Origin of the sequence: Burkholderia sp. WSM2232, assembly GCF_000472545.1 — a bacterium.
Taxonomy (GTDB): Bacteria; Pseudomonadota; Gammaproteobacteria; order Burkholderiales; family Burkholderiaceae; genus Paraburkholderia.
Window position 1 is genome coordinate 1 of record NZ_AWZV01000013.1, and the last position, 16,681, is coordinate 16,681.

The window sequence follows — 16,681 nt, forward strand, 5'->3', positions numbered from 1 at the left end:
GAACAGGCGGAACAGGCGGAACAGGCGGAACAGGCGGAACAGGCGGAACAGGCGGAACAGGCGGAACAGGCGGAACAGGCGGAACAGGCGGAACAAGTGGAACAAGCGGAACAAGCGGAACAAGCGGAAATCCGGCCTAGCCCAGCCCGTGCAGGCACGGCAAGCCCGGCACGCCGCCCCCAGCCATAGGGAGACCAGCACCCGAGCAAGCCAGCAGCACAGCGGACAAGCAAACGAGGTTAATCGCAAACGAGGACAACGATCATGTGGGTGGTCAAGATCGGGGGCAGCCTGAGTCACGAGCCGGCGCTGCGCCAGTGGCTCATGGAGCTATGCGAGGTGGGAGGCGGGCGCATCGTCATTGTTCCCGGCGGTGGCGATTTCGCGGACAAGGTGCGCCAATACCAGAGCGAATGGTGTTTCGACGATCTCGCCGCGCACAACATGTGCCTGCTCGCGATGACCCAGTACGCGCTCCTCATGCAAGGCGTGCTGCCCGAGCTCGTGCTCGCCTCGAGCGAGGCGAAGATCCGCCGCGCGCTGCGCGACGGCCATGTCGCCGTGTGGGTGCCGACCGCATTGATGCGCGACACACCCGACGCAATGAGCAACTGGGACACGACCTCGGACAGCCTCGCCGCCTGGCTCTCGACCATGCTCAACGCCGAGCGGCTGATCGTCGTGAAGTCCTGTCCGATAGCGGGAAACGAGCGCCTCGACACGCTCGCGGCCGCGGGCGTAGTGGACCGCCGCTTCGTCGATTACGTGAACGAGGCCAACTACGTGGTCGAGCTGTTCAACAAGGACAACGTCGAATTGATGCGCGACCGGTTGTTGAACACGCCGGTGATCTGAAGGGAGGCGTGCGCCGGCTTGGGCGGCGGCGTGTGCATCGTCGCAGCGGCATGACGGCGCGGGCGCGGGCGTTGCTGCTGCTCTACGCGCCGGGCGCACGGTGCACCGGGCACGCCGTTCAGACCGTGCACCGTGCCCGCCGTTCAGACCGCGCACCGTGGACCGTGCACGCCATTCAGACCGGCACTGCTCCCGCTGCTGCGTAATCCGCAGTGATGCCCGCCGCGCGGGGTCCACCCGAGCTACGGTGCAGCGCATCGGCCCATTGAGCGACGCGTTGCGGATCGAGCCGCGAGCGTCGGCCATCCACGCACAACGCCGTGCGAAATCCCGCCACGTCCGGCGCGAGCGCATGAATCTGCGCCAACTGCGCCCAGCCCAGCGACCCGGCGAGCCCGCCCATCAAGCCTCGCTCGCGCATGAGCCGCAGCCATCGCGCGAGCGAGTCGCTGTCCACGTGATCGAACAGCGTGCTGCCGTCCTTGGCCGACGTGTCGAACATCACGCCCGCAAAACCGAGCGACGCCGCGTGCGCGACCAGTGCGCCGTCCATGCCGCCGTCGCATAGCAGGACCGGCACCACCGCCGCCGGCAGATTCGCCAGATGTTCGAGGCAGCGGCGTGCTGCTGGGCCGGGCGTCACGCCTACTTTCACGTAATCGGCCCCCGTTTCGCTGACTTCGATCACGCGTGCGGTGATGTCATCGAGCGCTTCCGGCGGCAGGTCGCCAATCGTCGCGCTGATCGGCTTGACCGGATAGCGGGCGCGAAGCTCGCGGACGATCCGCGCGATCTCGCCAGTCGACACGCCGCCGAGCGCGCCCATGTTCGGCTCCTTGAGGTCGATCAGGTCCGCGCCGGCGCGGGCGGCGTCCAATGCTTCGTCGTGCGAGCGGACGCTCGCAAGCAATGCCGTCATCGGTGTTCTCCGGAAAAAGCGGAAAAGCGCAAGAGGGAGCGGCTACCTTGGCGAGCCATGTAGCAAATCGGGCCGACTACGCGGCCTGGCCGCCGGGTGCCGCAAGCCGCTCGCGGTGCCGGGCGACAGCCGACGTGAGCCAGCCCCACGCGGTGCGCTCGGCGTCGCCGGCGGTTTTGTCGATGGCGATCTGCAGATAGGCCATCTCGCGATCGACTTTGTCGGCCGGCAGCATGAAAAGGCGGCTCACCAGAATCGCGCCTTCCACGACCGCTGCCTGCGCACGGTTAAAGCCCGTGAACGGCGCATGCGTTTCGCGGTGCACGCATTTCATCCGCAGCACAGGGCGCTCATTGTCGTCGCGCAACTCGTGCAGTTCGAACTCGGCATGCGCGAGCGATTCGGCGAGCCTCACGCTCGCGACGCGGCTCGCGGCGAGCGTCGGCCATTCGGTGGCGCAATGCGTGACGCAGCCTGCGAACACGCGGACGTCGGTGGTGAAATTGAGCACCGCCGCACGCGTGGCGACGATGTTCTCCAGTGTGACGGACGGACGAAAAGGCGACAGGATGACAAAGTCGTTCTCATAACGGGCTCCCATCGGCGCGACATGAGGACGGCCATCGCGCGCTGCGGTAGTGACGATCGTTTCGTGGATCATGGATGGGAACGCGTGTCGCGGCAGCGCTTCGGGCCGCCCGTGTTACTGACGATTAAGAGTCGATTCGCAGAGGGGCCGCATTACGCGGCCCATGCGGGCTTAACGCGTAGCGATATACATCGTGATTTCGAAACCAAAACGCATATCGGTGTAGCTCGGAGTCGTCCATTGCATAGATGCTTCCTCCATTGATTGAAACAGCGTCATGCCGTCGGTCCGGCAGGGTGCCGGACTTCATGGGCATGATCGGCTACGCAAGCTCCGTGCCGGACCGGCAGCGGCAACTTGTGCAGCCAATGCCCCGCCGCACTCCGGTTTTTGCCGGACGGCGCGGGCGTGCATGTCGTGCGCCGCACGCGGGCCCGACGGCTTTTCGTGCGGTGCACTGTTCCGATAATGCAGCAAAGTGTGCCACTGGGGATGAAAGACCCTGATGCGGGTGTCACTAACGGGCGTCTTTCGCGCGGCAAAGGCATAAACCAGGCGACACGCCCTTTGAGCGCATCTGCTAAAAACCCGCTCCACGATATGCGATCGATAACCTATCGATTAAGTCTGCCAAATAAAATCGTGAATTCCCGTTCATGACGGTCTTGCCTACAGTGCACACAAGCGCTTCGTTCTTCCGGCAGCGCGCCTGTCCACCATCGAGGAAACGTCATGAACGATTTCAGTCAACCGGCGATCGAGTCTCTCCACAAGCCGCGCAACGCGGGCGATCCGCGCGAGCGCTATGCCGCGGGTGTGATGAAGTACCGCGAGATGGGCTACTGGCAGCCGGATTACACGCCGAAAGACACGGACGTGATTGCGCTCTTTCGCATCACGCCGCAGCCGGGCGTCGAACCGGAGGAAGCGGCCGCGGCGGTGGCCGGCGAATCGTCGACGGCAACCTGGACCGTGGTGTGGACCGACCGTCTGACTGCATGCGACATGTACCGCGCAAAAGCTTATCGCGTCGATCCGGTGCCTGCGTCCAGCGCGAGCGAGCCGCAATACTTCGCCTACATCGCATATGAACTCGATCTGTTCGAGGAAGGCTCGGTCGCCAACCTGACCGCGTCGATCATCGGCAATGTGTTCGGCTTCAAACCGCTGAAAGCGTTGCGCCTCGAAGACATGCGCATACCGGTTGCTTACCTGAAGACCTTCCAGGGGCCGCCCACGGGAATCGTCGTCGAACGGGAGCGGCTCGACAAGTATGGCCGGCCTCTGCTTGGCGCAACCGTGAAGCCGAAGCTCGGGCTGTCGGGGAAAAACTATGGCCGGGTCGTCTATGAAGGTTTGCGCGGCGGCCTCGATTTCCTCAAGGACGACGAGAACATCAATTCACAGGCGTTCATGCACTGGCGCGACCGTTTTCTCTTTTCGATGGAAGCGGTGAACCGCGCGCAGGCCGAAACCGGCGAGGTGAAGGGCCACTACCTGAACGTGACCGCGGGCACCATGGAGGACATGTACGAGCGTGCCGAATTCGCCAAAGAACTGGGTTCATGCATCGTCATGATCGACCTGGTGATCGGTTGGACCGCGATCCAGTCGATGGGACGCTGGGCGCGCAAGAACGACATGATTCTCCACCTGCATCGCGCGGGGCATAGCACCTACACGCGTCAGCGCAACCACGGCATTTCGTTTCGCGTGATCGCAAAGTGGCTGCGCATGGCGGGCGTCGATCACGCGCATGCGGGCACGGCAGTCGGCAAACTGGAAGGCGATCCGCTGACAGTGCAAGGCTTTTACAACGTATGCCGCGAGGCGCGCAACGAAGTGGACCTGTCGCGCGGCATTTTCTTCGACCAGCCGTGGGCCGGCTTGCGCAAGGTAATGCCGGTCGCCTCCGGCGGCATTCACGCGGGGCAGATGCATCAGCTGCTCGACCTGTTCGGCGACGACGCGATTCTGCAGTTCGGCGGTGGCACGATCGGCCATCCGGGCGGCATCCAGGCGGGCGCCGTGGCCAATCGGGTCGCGCTCGAAGCAATGGTGAAAGCGCGCAACGAAGGGCGCGACATCCGCGAGGAAGGGCCGGACATACTCGAAGCCGCGGCGCGCTGGTGCGGACCGCTCAAGCAGGCGCTCGACACCTGGCGCGACGTGACCTTCAACTATGCGTCGACAGATTCGCCTGATTTCGCCGCCACGCCGACGGCGGCGTGAGTGGCTCGGGTGGCCCGCGTGGCTGAAGTAGAGAAAGTGCCTTAAACAAAGGCGTATCACACCATTCCCGCAGCAGTCCCGCAGCAGTGCCGCCACACTGCGCGGAAGACCATGTGCGCCGTTCGAACGTTGCAGACCATCAATCGCGAGGTACGTCATGCGTATTACACAGGGCACCTTTTCCTTCCTGCCGGAATTGACCGACGAGGAAATCAGTTTGCAGATCGACTATGCGTTGAGCCAGGGCTGGGCCTGTTCCGTCGAATTCACGGACGACCCGCATCCGCGCAACACGTATTGGGAAATGTGGGGGCTGCCGATGTTCGATCTGCACGACGCAGCCGGTGTGCTTCAGGAAGTCAAGGCATGCCGCGCGGCGCGTCCCGATCACTACATCAAGGTCAACGCATTCGATTCCGTGCGCGGCTTCGAGACGATGCGTCTGTCGTTCATCGTGAACCGGCCGCAGGAGGAACCGGGCTTCCGTCTCACGCGCCAGGACGGGCCAGCACGCGTGCAACGTTACGGGCTCGCGGGCTACGCGAGCGACCGGCCTTCCGGCGCACGCTACGTTACGGAGCGCTGAGCCATGAACATCGCGCTGCCGCCGAATATCGACCTCGCTGGGTTGTATCGCGACTCGGGCATCGGCGAGGTGCTCGCGGAACTCGACCGCGACCTCGTGGGCCTCGCGCCGGTCAAGACGCGAATTCGCGAGATCGCCGCGCATCTGCTTGTCGAGCGCGCGCGCGAATCGCTCGGCCTTGCAAGCGGCGCGCCGACGCTGCACATGTGTTTCTCCGGCAATCCGGGCACGGGCAAGACCACGGTCGCATTGCGCATGGCCGAGGTGCTGCACAGGCTCGGCTACATTCGCCGCAATCATCTGGTCTCCGTGACGCGCGACGACCTGGTCGGCCAGTACATCGGCCACACCGCGCCGAAAACGCGTGACGTGCTCAAGCGCGCGATGGGCGGCGTGCTCTTCATCGACGAAGCGTACTACCTGTACCGCCCGGAAAACGAGCGCGACTATGGTCAGGAAGCCATTGAAATTCTGCTGCAGACCATGGAAAACCAGCGCGACGATCTTGTGGTGATTCTCGCCGGTTACGCGTCGCGGATGGAAGTGTTCTTCGAAAGCAATCCGGGCTTTCGCTCGCGCATTGCGCACCACATTACGTTTCCCGATTACGGCGACGCGGAACTGCTCGACATCGCCGAGCGCATGCTCGCCACGATGCATTACCGCTTCGACAGCGACTCGCGGCGCGCTTTTGCGGATTACCTCGCATTGCGCACGCGTCAGCCGAACTTTGCCAATGCACGTTCGGTGCGCAATGCGCTCGACCGCTCGCGGCTGCGCCAGGCCAATCGTCTGTTCGCGCGAGCAATGGAGGGCGCCGCGCCCATCGACGCCGCCGCGTTGACACTGATCGCGGCCGAGGACATTCGCGCGAGCCGCGTGTTCGCTGCGCCGGTTGCGTCGAGCGACGAGTCAGCTCAATGCGCTGAATGCGCTGAGTACGGCGACTCGTCCGCGATTGCGTCGAATACTCACACGACCGGAACGCCCGCGACGCCCGACGGAGAGCGCCCCGCCACGGCACCGCCAGGCTGACCCAAAACAACCTCAGGAGATCGCCATGCAAGACGGACGTACGACCCTTTCGAAGTTTCTGATCGACACGCTCGACCGCCAGCCTTGCACGGCGGGTGGGGTGCAGAATGCGGGCCTTTCCGCGCTGCTCATCGATGTGGCTGCGGCCATCAAATCGATTTCGGCGATGCTCACCAAGGGCGCGCTCGGCGGTCACTACGGCTCGGCGCACAGCATCAACACGCATGGCGAGGAGCAGAAGAAGCTCGACGTGGCCACCAACGAAGTGTTCGTGCAGCACTGCGAGTGGGACGGACTGCTCGCGGCAATGGTCTCCGAGGAAATGGAGCACGTCTATACGATTCCCCAAGGCTATCCGCGCGGCGATTATCTGCTTGCATTCGATCCGCTCGACGGTTCATCGAACATCGACATCAATGGCGTGGTCGGCTCGATCTTCTCCGTACTGCGCAATGTGGAGGGAGCCGGCGCCGATGCAGAGGTGCCGGTGAGCGAGTCCGCTTTCCTGAGGCCTGGCCGTGAGCAGGTGGCGGCGGGCTACGCGATCTACGGTCCTTCGACCATGCTGGTGCTCTCGGTGGGTAGCGGCACGCATGGCTTCACGCTCGAACGCGACATCGGCAATTTCGTGCTCACGCATTCGAATATCCGCATTCCCGCGGATACGGCGGAGTTTGCGATCAACGCATCGAACGAACGCTTCTGGGAGCCGCCGGTGCGCCGCTACGTGCAGGAGTGCAAGGACGGCCGCACCGGCTGCCGTGCCGAGGACTTCAACATGCGCTGGATCGCGTCGATGGTCGCGGAGGTGCATCGCATCCTGATGCGCGGCGGCGTGTTCATGTATCCGCGCGACTCGAAAACGCCGGGTATGGAAGGGCGCCTGCGGCTTCTGTATGAAGCGAACCCGATGAGCTTTCTGGTCGAACAGGCAGGCGGCCTTTCGATTACGGGCCGCGAGCGCATTCTCGACGTGCTGCCGCATGCACTGCATGGCCGTGTGCCCGTGATTCTTGGCTCGCGCAACGAAGTGGAGCGCATTGGCCGCTATCACGGCGAATACGACCGCGGCGAGGACCAGCCGTTCACGTCACCGCTCTTTGGCCGCCGCTCGCTTTTCCTGCCGGGCTTTACTGCCTGATTGCGCGAACCCCGGCTCGCGTCGGCGGCTCAGAACGTGGCCGAACACAACACTACTATCCGGAGACAAGCGCATGTCAGTCAAACACCCGATTATCGCGGTGACCGGTTCGAGCGGCGCCGGCACCACCACCGTGATGAAAAGCTTCACGCATATCTTCAGGCGTGAAAAGATCAACGCGCAGATCGTGGAAGGCGACGCGTTTCATCGCTACGACCGTAACGGCATGCGCGAGGCCATGAAGCAGCACGAGCGCGACGGCGTGCCGAACTTCAGCCACTTCGGCCCGCAGGCGAACCTGCTGGAAGAACTGGAGGCGCTGTTCGCAAGCTATGGAGAAAACGGCAGCGGCAAGTTCCGCCATTACGTGCACGACGAAACCGAAACCCGCCTGTACAAGCAAGACGCCGGCACCTTCACGCCGTGGGAAGACGTGCAGCCCGGCACCGACCTGATGTTCTACGAGGGCCTGCACGGCGCGGCCGTGACCGAACGCATCGACATTGCGCGCCATGCGGACCTGCTGATAGGCGTGGTGCCGATCATCAACCTCGAATGGATTCAGAAGCTGCATCGCGATCAGACCATGCGCGGTTACTCGCACGAGGCGGTGGTCGACACGATTCTGCGGCGTATGCCTGACTACGTGAACTACATCTGTCCGCAATTTTCCCGCACGCATGTGAATTTCCAGCGCGTGCCGACCGTGGACACGTCGAACCCGTTCATCGCGCGGGAGATTCCGCAGCCGGACGAAAGCTTTGTCGTCATCCGCTTTGCGCGGCCCAAAGGCATCGACTTCCAGTATCTGCTGACCATGCTGCACGACTCCTTCATGTCGCGCCCGAACGTCATCGTCGTGCCAGGCGGCAAGATGGGCCTTGCCATGCAACTGATCTTCACGCCGATGATTCTGCAACTGATCGACCGGCGCTCGCGAGCGTGAGCCTCGCGGTTTCATCCGAGACAACTGCTTTCTGTTTCCCGAGGAGAATTCGATGAGCGCCGTTGCACAATCGCTTGAACTACCTGAGACCCGCCTGATGGCCGACGCGCTGCGCATGCTCGCGATCGACGCTGTCGAAGCGGCGAAGTCGGGCCACCCCGGCATGCCGCTCGGCATGGCCGAGATTGCCGTCGCGCTGTGGGACCGGCATCTCAAGCACAATCCGCGCAATCCGGCATGGCCGGACCGCGACCGCTTTGTCCTGTCGAACGGACACGGCTCGATGCTGCTGTACGCGTTGCTGCATCTCACCGGCTACGATCTGCCGATCGATGAGCTAAAACGCTTTCGTCAATTGCACAGCAAAACGCCGGGGCATCCAGAAGTCGGCGTCACGCCGGGCGTCGAGACGACCACCGGCCCATTGGGGCAGGGGCTTGCAAACGCGGTCGGCATGGCGCTGGCCGAGGCACTGCTCGCGCGCGAGTTCAATCGTCCGGGCCATACGATTGTGGATCACCGCACGTATGTGTTCGCGGGCGACGGTTGCCTGATGGAAGGCATTTCCCACGAGGCGGCCTCGCTCGCGGGCACGCTGAAGCTCGACAAGCTCACGGTGCTGTACGACGACAACGGCATTTCCATCGACGGCCATGTCGCACAGTGGTTCAACGACGACACGCCCGCGCGTTTTGCCGCATACGGCTGGCACGTGGTGCGCGACGTGGACGGCCACGATGCCGACGCGGTCGACCGTGCGCTGCTGGAGGCGCGCAGCGCCGGCCGGCCCACGCTGATCTGCTGCCGCACGGTGATCGGCAAAGGCTCGCCGGGCAAAGCCGGCACCCACGACGTGCACGGTGCGCCGCTGGGTGCGGACGAGATTACGAATACGCGGCGCGCGCTGGGGTGGCCGCACGCGCCGTTCGTCGTTCCCGAAGACGTGCGCAAGCAGTGGGATGCGAGCGCGCGCGGCCAGGCGGCCGAGGCGGAGTGGACGCGCCGCTTCGAAGCCTATCGCCGGCATTATCCGCACGAAGCCGCTGAATTCGAGCGCAGGACGCAAGGCACGCTGCCGGCCCATTGGCGCGACACAGTTCATGCGATGCTGCGCGACGCCGACAGCGCGGCACAATCCATCGCCACGCGCAAGGCCTCGCAGCAGACTATCGCAGTGCTCGCCCGCGCGCTGCCGGAACTGCTCGGCGGCTCTGCGGACCTGACGGGCTCGAACCTCACCGACTGGCAGGCCGCAATCGACGTGCATGCGGACGACACCGGCCTGCAAGGCGGCAACTATCTGCACTACGGCGTGCGCGAGTTCGGTATGAGCGCGATGATCAACGGCATCGCGCTGCATCGCGGACATATCGCCTTCGGTGGCACGTTCCTCACGTTTTCCGACTACTCGCGCAACGCGCTGCGCATGGCCGCGCTGATGAAAACACGCTCCATCTTCGTGTTCACGCACGATTCGATCGGGCTCGGCGAAGACGGGCCCACGCACCAGTCGGTCGAGCACGCGGCGAGTTTGAGGCTGATTCCTGGGCTCGACGTCTGGCGCCCGTGCGATTCGGTGGAAACCGCGCGCGCGTGGGCGAGTGCAATCGAGCGCGCTGGGCCGTCATGCCTGTTGCTGAGCCGCCAAACCCTGCCGTTCGTCCCACGCGACAGCGTGCAGCTCGAAGCGATAGAGCGGGGTGGCTACGTGCTGCGCGACTGGCCGCCAGAAGCCGCGCAAGGCACGAATCCCGACCGTCGCGCTCGGGTCGTTCTGATTGCTACGGGATCCGAAGTTTCACTCGCACTCGAAGCGCTCCCGCTACTCGCCGAAGCGGGCGTTGCTGCACGCGTCGTCTCCATGCCGTCGACGAGCGTATTCGACCGGCAACCGGACGCATGGCGCGCGGCGGTTCTGCCGCCGGGCGTGCCGCGCGTGGCGGTGGAGGCGGGCGTTAGAGCGTTCTGGCGACAGTACGTGGGGCTTGAAGGCGGCGTCGTAGGCATCGACACCTTCGGCGAGTCCGCGCCCGCGGCCGCGCTGTTCGAACATTTCGCGCTGACCGCCCAGGCCGTGGCGGACGAAGCGCGCCGTGTAGTGCGGCGCTTCGCATGAGCGGCACATGGAATCCGATTCGTCTTCGAGGAGTTTGCAATGGCTTTTATCGCACTACGTCAACTTCTGGATCACGCGGCCGAACACGGCTACGGCGTGCCGGCGTTCAACGTCAACAACATGGAGCAGATTCACGCGATCATGCAGGCCGCCGAGGAAACCGCGAGCCCGGTGATCCTCCAGGCGTCGGCGGGCGCACGCAAGTATGCCGGCGAGCCTTATCTGCGCCATCTCGTGCTGGCTGCGCTCGAGGCGCATCCGGACATTCCGCTCGTACTGCATCAGGACCACGGCGCGAGCCCGGCGGTGTGTCAGCAGGCGATCCGCTCGGGCTTCACGTCGGTCATGATGGACGGCTCCTTGCTGCCCGATCAGAAAACGCCCGCCACGTATGACTACAACGTCGACGTGAGCCGCCGGGTGGTCGAGGCGGCGCACGCGGTGGGGGTTTCGGTGGAAGGCGAGTTGGGTTGTCTGGGTTCGCTCGAAACGGGCACGGCCGGGGAAGAGGACGGCGTCGGCGCGCAAGGCCAACTGGCACGCGACGATCTGCTGACCGACCCGAAAGAAGCGCAGATTTTCGTCGAGGCCACTGGCGTGGATGCGCTCGCCATCGCGATCGGCACGTCGCATGGCGCGTATAAATTCAGCCGCCAGCCTACCGGCGATATTCTCGCGATCGACCGGATCGTCGAAATACATGAGCGGATTCCGAACACGCATCTTGTGATGCATGGCTCGTCTTCGGTGCCGCAGGAGTGGCTTGCGGTGATCCGCGAATACGGCGGCGACATACCCACGACTTATGGCGTGCCCGTGGAGGAAATCCGGCGCGGCATTGCTCACGGGGTGCGTAAGGTCAACATCGACACGGACATCCGGCTCGCTATGAGCGGCGCAATGCGCAAGTCGATGGCGAACGCCCGCGCTGAATTCGACCCGCGGGCCGCGTTGAAGGCGGCCACGGCTGCCGCGCGCAGTGTATGTGTCGAGCGCTTCGAGGCTTTCGGCTGCGCGGGACAGGCGCCGCGCATCAAGCCGTTGCCGCTCGAGGCGATGGCGCACCGCTACCACTGAGCGCAAGGAGACAGAGCCATGCGTGATTTTCTGATTGCTCCTTCACTGCTGTCGGCGGATTTCGCACGCCTCGCGGACGAGATTCGCGATGTCACAGCGGCCGGCGCGGACTGGATTCATCTGGACGTGATGGATAACCACTACGTGCCGAATCTGACTGTGGGGCCGCTCGTCTGCGCTGCGATCCGTCCGCATACGCAAGTGCCGATCGACGTCCATCTGATGACCATGCCGGTCGATCCGCTTGTTATCGGCTTTGCCGAGGCGGGCGCGAACACAATCAGCTTTCATCCGGAGGCATCGCTGCACGTGCATCGCACTATCGAACTGATCAGAAGCCACGGCGCGCGGGTCGGACTCGCGCTAAATCCCGCCACGCCGCTTGCGGTGCTCGATCATGTGATCGAGCGGCTCGACGTGGTGCTGCTCATGTCGGTGAATCCCGGCTTCGGCGGCCAGGCGTTCATACCGGAGATACTCGCCAAACTGCGCGCGCTGCGCGAACGCGTCGATGCCACGATGCAGCGCACCGGCCGCACGCTGCTAATCGAAGTGGACGGCGGCGTGAAGGCGTCGAACATCGCGGAGATCGCGGCGGCGGGCGCGGACGTGTTCGTGGCGGGTTCCGCTGTGTTCGGCGCACATGACTATGCGCAGGCTATCAGCGAAATGCGCGGCGAACTGGCGCAGGTCAGCGAAGTCGCTTTGGCCGAAGCGCGCTAAAGAGGGTGCAGGTCCCGACAGTTTCAAGAGAAACGCTTCAGCGCTTTTTCATCGTCTCGCCGGGGGCGCACCATGCGGACAGATCCTGCTCCGGCCGCTCGACGGCGCAGCCCCAGTCGAGTGGCTGGTCCTGATCGAAGCGCTTGCCGAGGCGCCATGCAATTTCTGCGCGCGCAAGCTGGACGCCCATATAGAACGCGTGGCCGCCGTCGGCTTCGAGATGAAGCTGCGGATAGAACTGGAACGGATCGCCTGCTTTCAGGTGACCGTCGCGGTTATACACGTGGATTCCATCAGCACTGATCTGAACGCGAAAGTTAGGATCACGAATATCGCGGGCGAACTCGTCGATTTCGGCGGCGCTATAGGGGAACGGACGTCTGACGTGAACGGTCGCGAGATCGCTGTTGATGCCCTTGGGCAGCACTTGCGCCTCGCGCGCGGCGTGCATGACGCGGCGCGCGACGTCGGCTTCGCGCACCGCACGCCGCGCATGCGGGCTCACGGAGGTGGTGAGCACGGCACTCACGCGAAGCTCCGCGGCCATGCCGAGCAGTACCGCGTTGATGCCGCTCGTGTCCGCCTCGGTGAGCTCGGTCACGTTGCCGATGCCCATCATGATGTCCACGTCCGGGTAGCGTTCGCGCAGCCGCACATAACGCGCGATCGAGGTCGCCAGACCGAACGGTATGGGATCGAGAATCGGGTCCGCGAGAAATGCGCGGCCTTGCGCGGCAAACCGTTCGATGGCGGCGTCGAGCGACGCGGGCTCGCGCGGATCGCGTGCAACCAGAATAGGTGTGGACGGCACTTCGTCGGCGATCCACAGCGTGTCGAGGTTCAGGCTCATCAGATAGTCCGCGCCCGCGCGGCCGCCGCGCAATAGCTCTTCGCTGCGCATCGAATCGACGCTGACCCGATAGCCCTCGCCCTTCAGGCGGCGCACGGCGTCCTCGAGATGCGGAAACGGCGTTTCGGGCAGGCAGCCGATGTCGATCACATCCGCGCCCTGCGCCGCATACTCGCGGGCACGCGCGGCAATGCCGTCGAGATCGAGACGAGGCGCATCGACGATCTCCGCGAAAATCTCCGTTTCGTAGCGCGACAGATCGACGGGCTTCGCCTCGCGGCCGAAGAATTGCGGCAGATCTTTCACTTCTTCCGGGCCGCGTTCGAATGGCACGCCGTAGTGTTCGGTGAGCGCGGCCAGGTCGCCCCGGCAGCGTCCCGGCACGATCACGCGCTGCGCCGCGAGTGGCGCGGACACGCGGCGGCGAATCATGTCGGCCGTCATGAGCGCGGCGACCTGCAGGCCGATCTCGCGAATCTCCCAACTGAACGGCGCGGGCGCCATGCTTTCGAGCACGCGCGCGAGGCTTTTTTCTGCGAGCCGCCCTGTCAGGAAGACGATGTGGTCCATGTCATGCAAGTTGGAGCGTCGCGAGCCGTTGATCGAGCGCCGCCTTCAGTTCATCCAGCGAGCGCACCACAGTCGTGTATTCGAAGCGCGACAGGCGCTCCACATTGTCGAGTTCGATGGCTCGCGGCCGCAGTTCCACCCATTCATTGGGGCTTTGCGTGACCACGGTCGGCTCCGTATCGCATGCAAAGACGATGCCCGGAATGCATTGCTTGCCCGCCTGGGCATACATGTTGGTGGGCAGCGAATCCGAGATGCCGAACGCGCATTTGGCCACCGTATTGCTGGTGGCCGGCGCGATGATGACAGTGTGATACATGCCGTGATACAGCATGCCGACCGGTACGCCGCTCGCGCTCTTGTCGCGGAACACGTTGAAGCGCTCGCGCAGTTTCGGCAGCTTCCAGCCATAGAGCGGCAGCACTTCCTCGGCGGCGGCGGAGAGAAAGAGGTCTGTGCGCGGCAATGCCAGCGCGAGCTCGATCGACTCCTCCAGCAGGTGGCCGGAGCCGGTCACGCACCATGCAAAGCGCGCGTCGGGCTTGAAGTCCGCAAGCTTGCGAGCGGGCGCCTCGGTCATGCGTGATGCGTGTGAGGCGAGGCGTCTGTGGGGAACGCTTCGGCGGTCGTTGCGTGCGGTGCGGGGTCGTCGGCTGCGTCGTCGGCTTCCGCGCCGTCATTGCTCGAGCCGTCGTGCGACAGACGGATATGCAGCCGCCGCATCTTCCGGTACAGCGTGTTGCGGCTGATGCCCAGCGCCTTCGCCACATTGCTGACGTTCCAGCGATTTTCCTCGAGCAGCGTTAGAACCGTCTCGCGCTCGTTCAACTGGATTGCATTCAGCGCGGACAGGTCGGCGTCGTCGTCGGCATGCGGGGCAGGCTGCGCCGCTGGTTGCGACAAGGCCGGCGACACAGCCGGCGACGGCAGGTCCGGCGCGCGCTGCGTGACCTCGGCCGGCAGATCGTCGCAGCGGATGGGCTGCCCGTCGCATAGCGCGATTGCCATCTGCAACACGTGCCGCAACTGACGGATATTGCCCGGCCACGCATAGCTCAGCAATGCCTGCTCGGCTTCCTTCGTCAGTTCGGGCGGATCGCCCTCGGTTTCGGCTTCGAGCAGATGATGAATCAGCGGAAGCTTGTCGACCCGCTCCGCGAGCGGCGGCAGATTCAGCTCGACGCCCTTGAGCCGGTAATACAGATCCTCGCGGAACTGGCCACTGTGCACGAGTTCCAGCAGATTGCGGTGACTCGCACTGATCAACTGGAAGTTGACCTTGACGGTTGTCTCCGCGCCGAGCGGCGTGACCTCGTGTTCCTCTATCACGCGTAGGAGGCGCGCCTGTAACGCCAGCGGCATGTCGCCGATTTCATCGAGAAACAGCGTGCCGCCGTTGGCCTGCACGATCTTGCCGCGCCTTCCCTCGCGCTGTGCGCCGGTGAATGCGCCGGCCCGATAGCCGAACAGTTCGCTCTCTATCAGGTTCTCCGGCAGCGACGCACAATTGACCGGCACGAACGGCCCTGACGAAAGCGGGCTGATGCTGTGCAGCGCCTGCGCGAACACTTCTTTGCCAGTGCCCGTTTGTCCTCTGAGAATGATCGGGATCTTACGTTGCACCACGCGCGCGCCCAGCTGGATTTGCGAGGCCATGCGCGGGTCGCCGAACTCCAGATGCGCGATTTCGTCGAGCCGGGCCGCGGGCGCGCGCTTTTCCGGCGCGCTCGTGCGCGGCACCGGCGCCGCAACGGCAACGCGTGCGCCGCGACCGGCGGCGTTTTGTGCGGTCTGCGCAATCAGGAAGAAACGGTTGGTCGCGTTGGCGCTGTACACGGTGACCGGATGGAACGAGCCGCGAATGCTGCGCGCGATCATGTCCTCGAGCGACGCGTTGAACGCCTCTTCGATACGCCGTCCGCGCAATTCGCCAAGCGAGCGGAAGCCGAGCTGGAACAGCGCACTGCGGTTCGCGGCGAGCACCGTGCTGTCGTCCGCGACCGCCAGCTTGCCGCCGTGCAGCGTGCCGACGAATTCAGGGCGGCTGTGGAAATGAATCATGTTCGCGTGCCGGTAGCGCGCGTCGATCAGCCGGTTTTCGATCATCTGCCGCGACATGCCCACAAGCACCAGCGAGTGCTGCTGCAGCAGCTTCGAGCGGCTTGTCACGTCGAGCACGCCGGCTATTTCGCCGCTGTCGTCGAAGATCGGCGCGGCCGAGCAGGTGAGGGACGTATAGCGCGGATAGAAATGTTCGTGCTGGCACACGGCAATGCAGTCGCGCTCGGCGAGACACGTGCCCATTCCGTTGGTGCCGGCTTCGCGCTCGCTCCACAGGGCGCCGACGCGAAAGCCGTCGGAGGCCACCGCCTCGGCAAACGGCACCGAAGAAACCTGGTGGACGATGACGCCGCCCGCGTCGACCAGCACCACCGCCAGTTCCGGATCGGCCAACTGTTGATAAAGCGTGGTCATTTCCAGCTTCGAACACGCGATGAGGTCGCCCATTGCCTCGCGGCGCGCGCTTAGTTCGTAGTCCGTCAGGATCGGCGGCGTGACGAAACGGGAAGGATCGAGCTGGAATTCATTGACGCAGCGCGCCCACGACTGAGCGACGGGCTCGCTCGTCGGCCGCGTCGCCAATTGATGGTTGACGACGTTGAAGATTTCACGGACGTGCATGGAGCTGTCAGCGAGCAACGACATGGGGTTCGTCTCCGTTGCGGCACATTCATGCGCGCCTTGCGTTGCCTTCGCGAGTGCTGCCTTCGCGGGGCTGTGCAGTGCGCGTCTACGCGTGCCGCTTTATCGATAATGTCATCCCCTCGCGCCGCGGCTTCTGGGTCCGTATGCGCAGTGAGTAATCAGCCTGCTATGTGCCTGCTATCTGTACCGCGTCTGTGCCTTTGTCAGGCGTTGGCTTAAAACTCTACGCCCGATGTCGTTTGTGTTCAATACGAAGTCGCATCAATAGTACAGGCTGTGCCCGTTTTTTGCTTTGATGGAGGGCCCGCCGTAGCGGGCCGCTAGCCGGGGTTTCGC

At 64.2% G+C, this 16,681-nt stretch carries 15 protein-coding genes; 9 read left to right on the top strand and 6 right to left on the bottom strand.

All coding sequences use genetic code 11. The annotated features are described in order from the left end of the window. Nucleotides 1–264: 264 nt before the first annotated feature. Nucleotides 265–855: an amino acid kinase family protein gene (locus F757_RS0113355; protein WP_014972040.1), complete on the top strand. Its 591-nt coding sequence runs from the start codon at nt 265–267 to the stop codon at nt 853–855. 175 nt (nt 856–1,030) lie between these two features. Here F757_RS0113355 and F757_RS0113360 read toward each other — a convergent pair whose 3' ends face one another. From F757_RS0113360 to pqqA, 3 genes are all read right to left on the bottom strand, one after another. Beyond that, a complete protein-coding gene (locus F757_RS0113360; protein ID WP_027211822.1) occupies nt 1,031–1,774 on the bottom strand; it encodes a (5-formylfuran-3-yl)methyl phosphate synthase in 744 nt (247 codons plus the stop codon). Between the two features lie 76 nt (nt 1,775–1,850). After that, nucleotides 1,851–2,435, bottom strand: coding sequence for a DUF447 domain-containing protein (locus F757_RS0113365; protein WP_027211823.1), 585 nt, complete (start codon nt 2,433–2,435; stop codon nt 1,851–1,853). Nucleotides 2,436–2,534: 99 nt separating this feature from the next. Next, nucleotides 2,535–2,609, bottom strand: coding sequence for a pyrroloquinoline quinone precursor peptide PqqA (gene pqqA, locus F757_RS36835; RefSeq protein ID WP_013342881.1), 75 nt, complete (start codon nt 2,607–2,609; stop codon nt 2,535–2,537). Nucleotides 2,610–3,095: 486 nt separating this feature from the next. On the opposite strand from pqqA, the gene F757_RS0113370 reads away from it, so the two are divergent. The 8 genes from F757_RS0113370 (at nt 3,096) to rpe (ending at nt 12,219) form a co-directional block, all read left to right on the top strand. Continuing rightward, the gene (locus F757_RS0113370; RefSeq protein WP_027211824.1) at nt 3,096–4,595 is read left to right on the top strand and encodes a ribulose-bisphosphate carboxylase large subunit; all 1,500 of its coding nucleotides are present in this window, start codon (nt 3,096–3,098) and stop codon (nt 4,593–4,595) included. Nucleotides 4,596–4,752: 157 nt separating this feature from the next. Continuing rightward, entirely contained in the window at nt 4,753–5,181 is a 429-nt protein-coding gene (locus F757_RS0113375; protein ID WP_027211825.1) for a ribulose bisphosphate carboxylase small subunit, read from the top strand. Between the two features lie 3 nt (nt 5,182–5,184). Next, complete coding sequence (cbbX, locus tag F757_RS0113380) at nt 5,185–6,216, top strand: CbbX protein (protein WP_027211826.1); 1,032 nt, start codon at nt 5,185–5,187, stop codon at nt 6,214–6,216. Between the two features lie 25 nt (nt 6,217–6,241). Next, the gene (locus tag F757_RS0113385) at nt 6,242–7,357 is read left to right on the top strand and encodes a class 1 fructose-bisphosphatase (protein WP_027211827.1); all 1,116 of its coding nucleotides are present in this window, start codon (nt 6,242–6,244) and stop codon (nt 7,355–7,357) included. A 73-nt stretch (nt 7,358–7,430) separates the two neighbouring features. Then, the gene (locus F757_RS0113390) at nt 7,431–8,303 is read left to right on the top strand and encodes a phosphoribulokinase (RefSeq protein WP_027211828.1); all 873 of its coding nucleotides are present in this window, start codon (nt 7,431–7,433) and stop codon (nt 8,301–8,303) included. A 52-nt stretch (nt 8,304–8,355) separates the two neighbouring features. After that, nucleotides 8,356–10,419 carry a transketolase gene (tkt, locus tag F757_RS0113395; protein ID WP_027211829.1) on the top strand — a complete coding sequence of 688 codons (2,064 nt, stop codon included), beginning with the start codon at nt 8,356–8,358 and terminating at the stop codon, nt 10,417–10,419. Nucleotides 10,420–10,458: 39 nt separating this feature from the next. Beyond that, nucleotides 10,459–11,496, top strand: a complete 1,038-nt coding sequence (fba, locus tag F757_RS0113400) for a class II fructose-bisphosphate aldolase (RefSeq protein WP_027211830.1) — start codon at nt 10,459–10,461, stop codon at nt 11,494–11,496. 18 nt (nt 11,497–11,514) lie between these two features. After that, nucleotides 11,515–12,219, top strand: coding sequence for a ribulose-phosphate 3-epimerase (rpe, locus tag F757_RS0113405; protein ID WP_027211831.1), 705 nt, complete (start codon nt 11,515–11,517; stop codon nt 12,217–12,219). Between the two features lie 37 nt (nt 12,220–12,256). Here rpe and F757_RS0113410 read toward each other — a convergent pair whose 3' ends face one another. From F757_RS0113410 to F757_RS0113420, 3 genes are read right to left on the bottom strand one after another with little or no spacing between them, the layout of a single operon-like run. Continuing rightward, nucleotides 12,257–13,639, bottom strand: a complete 1,383-nt coding sequence (locus F757_RS0113410) for a DUF6513 domain-containing protein (RefSeq protein ID WP_027211832.1) — start codon at nt 13,637–13,639, stop codon at nt 12,257–12,259. 1 nt (nt 13,640) lies between these two features. After that, nucleotides 13,641–14,219 (bottom strand): flavoprotein, encoded by a 579-nt coding sequence (locus tag F757_RS0113415; RefSeq protein ID WP_027211833.1) that lies wholly within the window; start codon nt 14,217–14,219, stop codon nt 13,641–13,643. Further along, nucleotides 14,216–16,345, bottom strand: coding sequence for a sigma-54-dependent Fis family transcriptional regulator (locus F757_RS0113420; protein ID WP_027211834.1), 2,130 nt, complete (start codon nt 16,343–16,345; stop codon nt 14,216–14,218). Before F757_RS0113420 ends, F757_RS0113415 begins: the two co-directional genes overlap by 4 nt. Between the last annotated feature and the right edge of the window lie 336 nt (nt 16,346–16,681).

Bases quoted from the DNA above. Each gene is read 5' to 3' on its own strand.
- F757_RS0113370 (WP_027211824.1), top strand. From the start codon at position 3,096: ATGAACGATTTCAGTCAACCGGCGATCGAGTCTCTCCACAAGCCGCGC.
- F757_RS0113375 (WP_027211825.1), top strand. From the start codon at position 4,753: ATGCGTATTACACAGGGCACCTTTTCCTTCCTGCCGGAATTGACCGAC.
- F757_RS0113385 (WP_027211827.1), top strand. From the start codon at position 6,242: ATGCAAGACGGACGTACGACCCTTTCGAAGTTTCTGATCGACACGCTC.
- rpe (WP_027211831.1), top strand. From the start codon at position 11,515: ATGCGTGATTTTCTGATTGCTCCTTCACTGCTGTCGGCGGATTTCGCA.
- F757_RS0113355 (WP_014972040.1), top strand. From the start codon at position 265: ATGTGGGTGGTCAAGATCGGGGGCAGCCTGAGTCACGAGCCGGCGCTG.
- cbbX (WP_027211826.1), top strand. From the start codon at position 5,185: ATGAACATCGCGCTGCCGCCGAATATCGACCTCGCTGGGTTGTATCGC.
- F757_RS0113390 (WP_027211828.1), top strand. From the start codon at position 7,431: ATGTCAGTCAAACACCCGATTATCGCGGTGACCGGTTCGAGCGGCGCC.
- fba (WP_027211830.1), top strand. From the start codon at position 10,459: ATGGCTTTTATCGCACTACGTCAACTTCTGGATCACGCGGCCGAACAC.
- F757_RS0113420 (WP_027211834.1), bottom strand. From the start codon at position 16,345: ATGTCGTTGCTCGCTGACAGCTCCATGCACGTCCGTGAAATCTTCAAC.
- F757_RS0113365 (WP_027211823.1), bottom strand. From the start codon at position 2,435: ATGATCCACGAAACGATCGTCACTACCGCAGCGCGCGATGGCCGTCCT.
- F757_RS0113410 (WP_027211832.1), bottom strand. From the start codon at position 13,639: ATGGACCACATCGTCTTCCTGACAGGGCGGCTCGCAGAAAAAAGCCTC.
- F757_RS0113360 (WP_027211822.1), bottom strand. From the start codon at position 1,774: ATGACGGCATTGCTTGCGAGCGTCCGCTCGCACGACGAAGCATTGGAC.
- tkt (WP_027211829.1), top strand. From the start codon at position 8,356: ATGAGCGCCGTTGCACAATCGCTTGAACTACCTGAGACCCGCCTGATG.
- F757_RS0113415 (WP_027211833.1), bottom strand. From the start codon at position 14,219: ATGACCGAGGCGCCCGCTCGCAAGCTTGCGGACTTCAAGCCCGACGCG.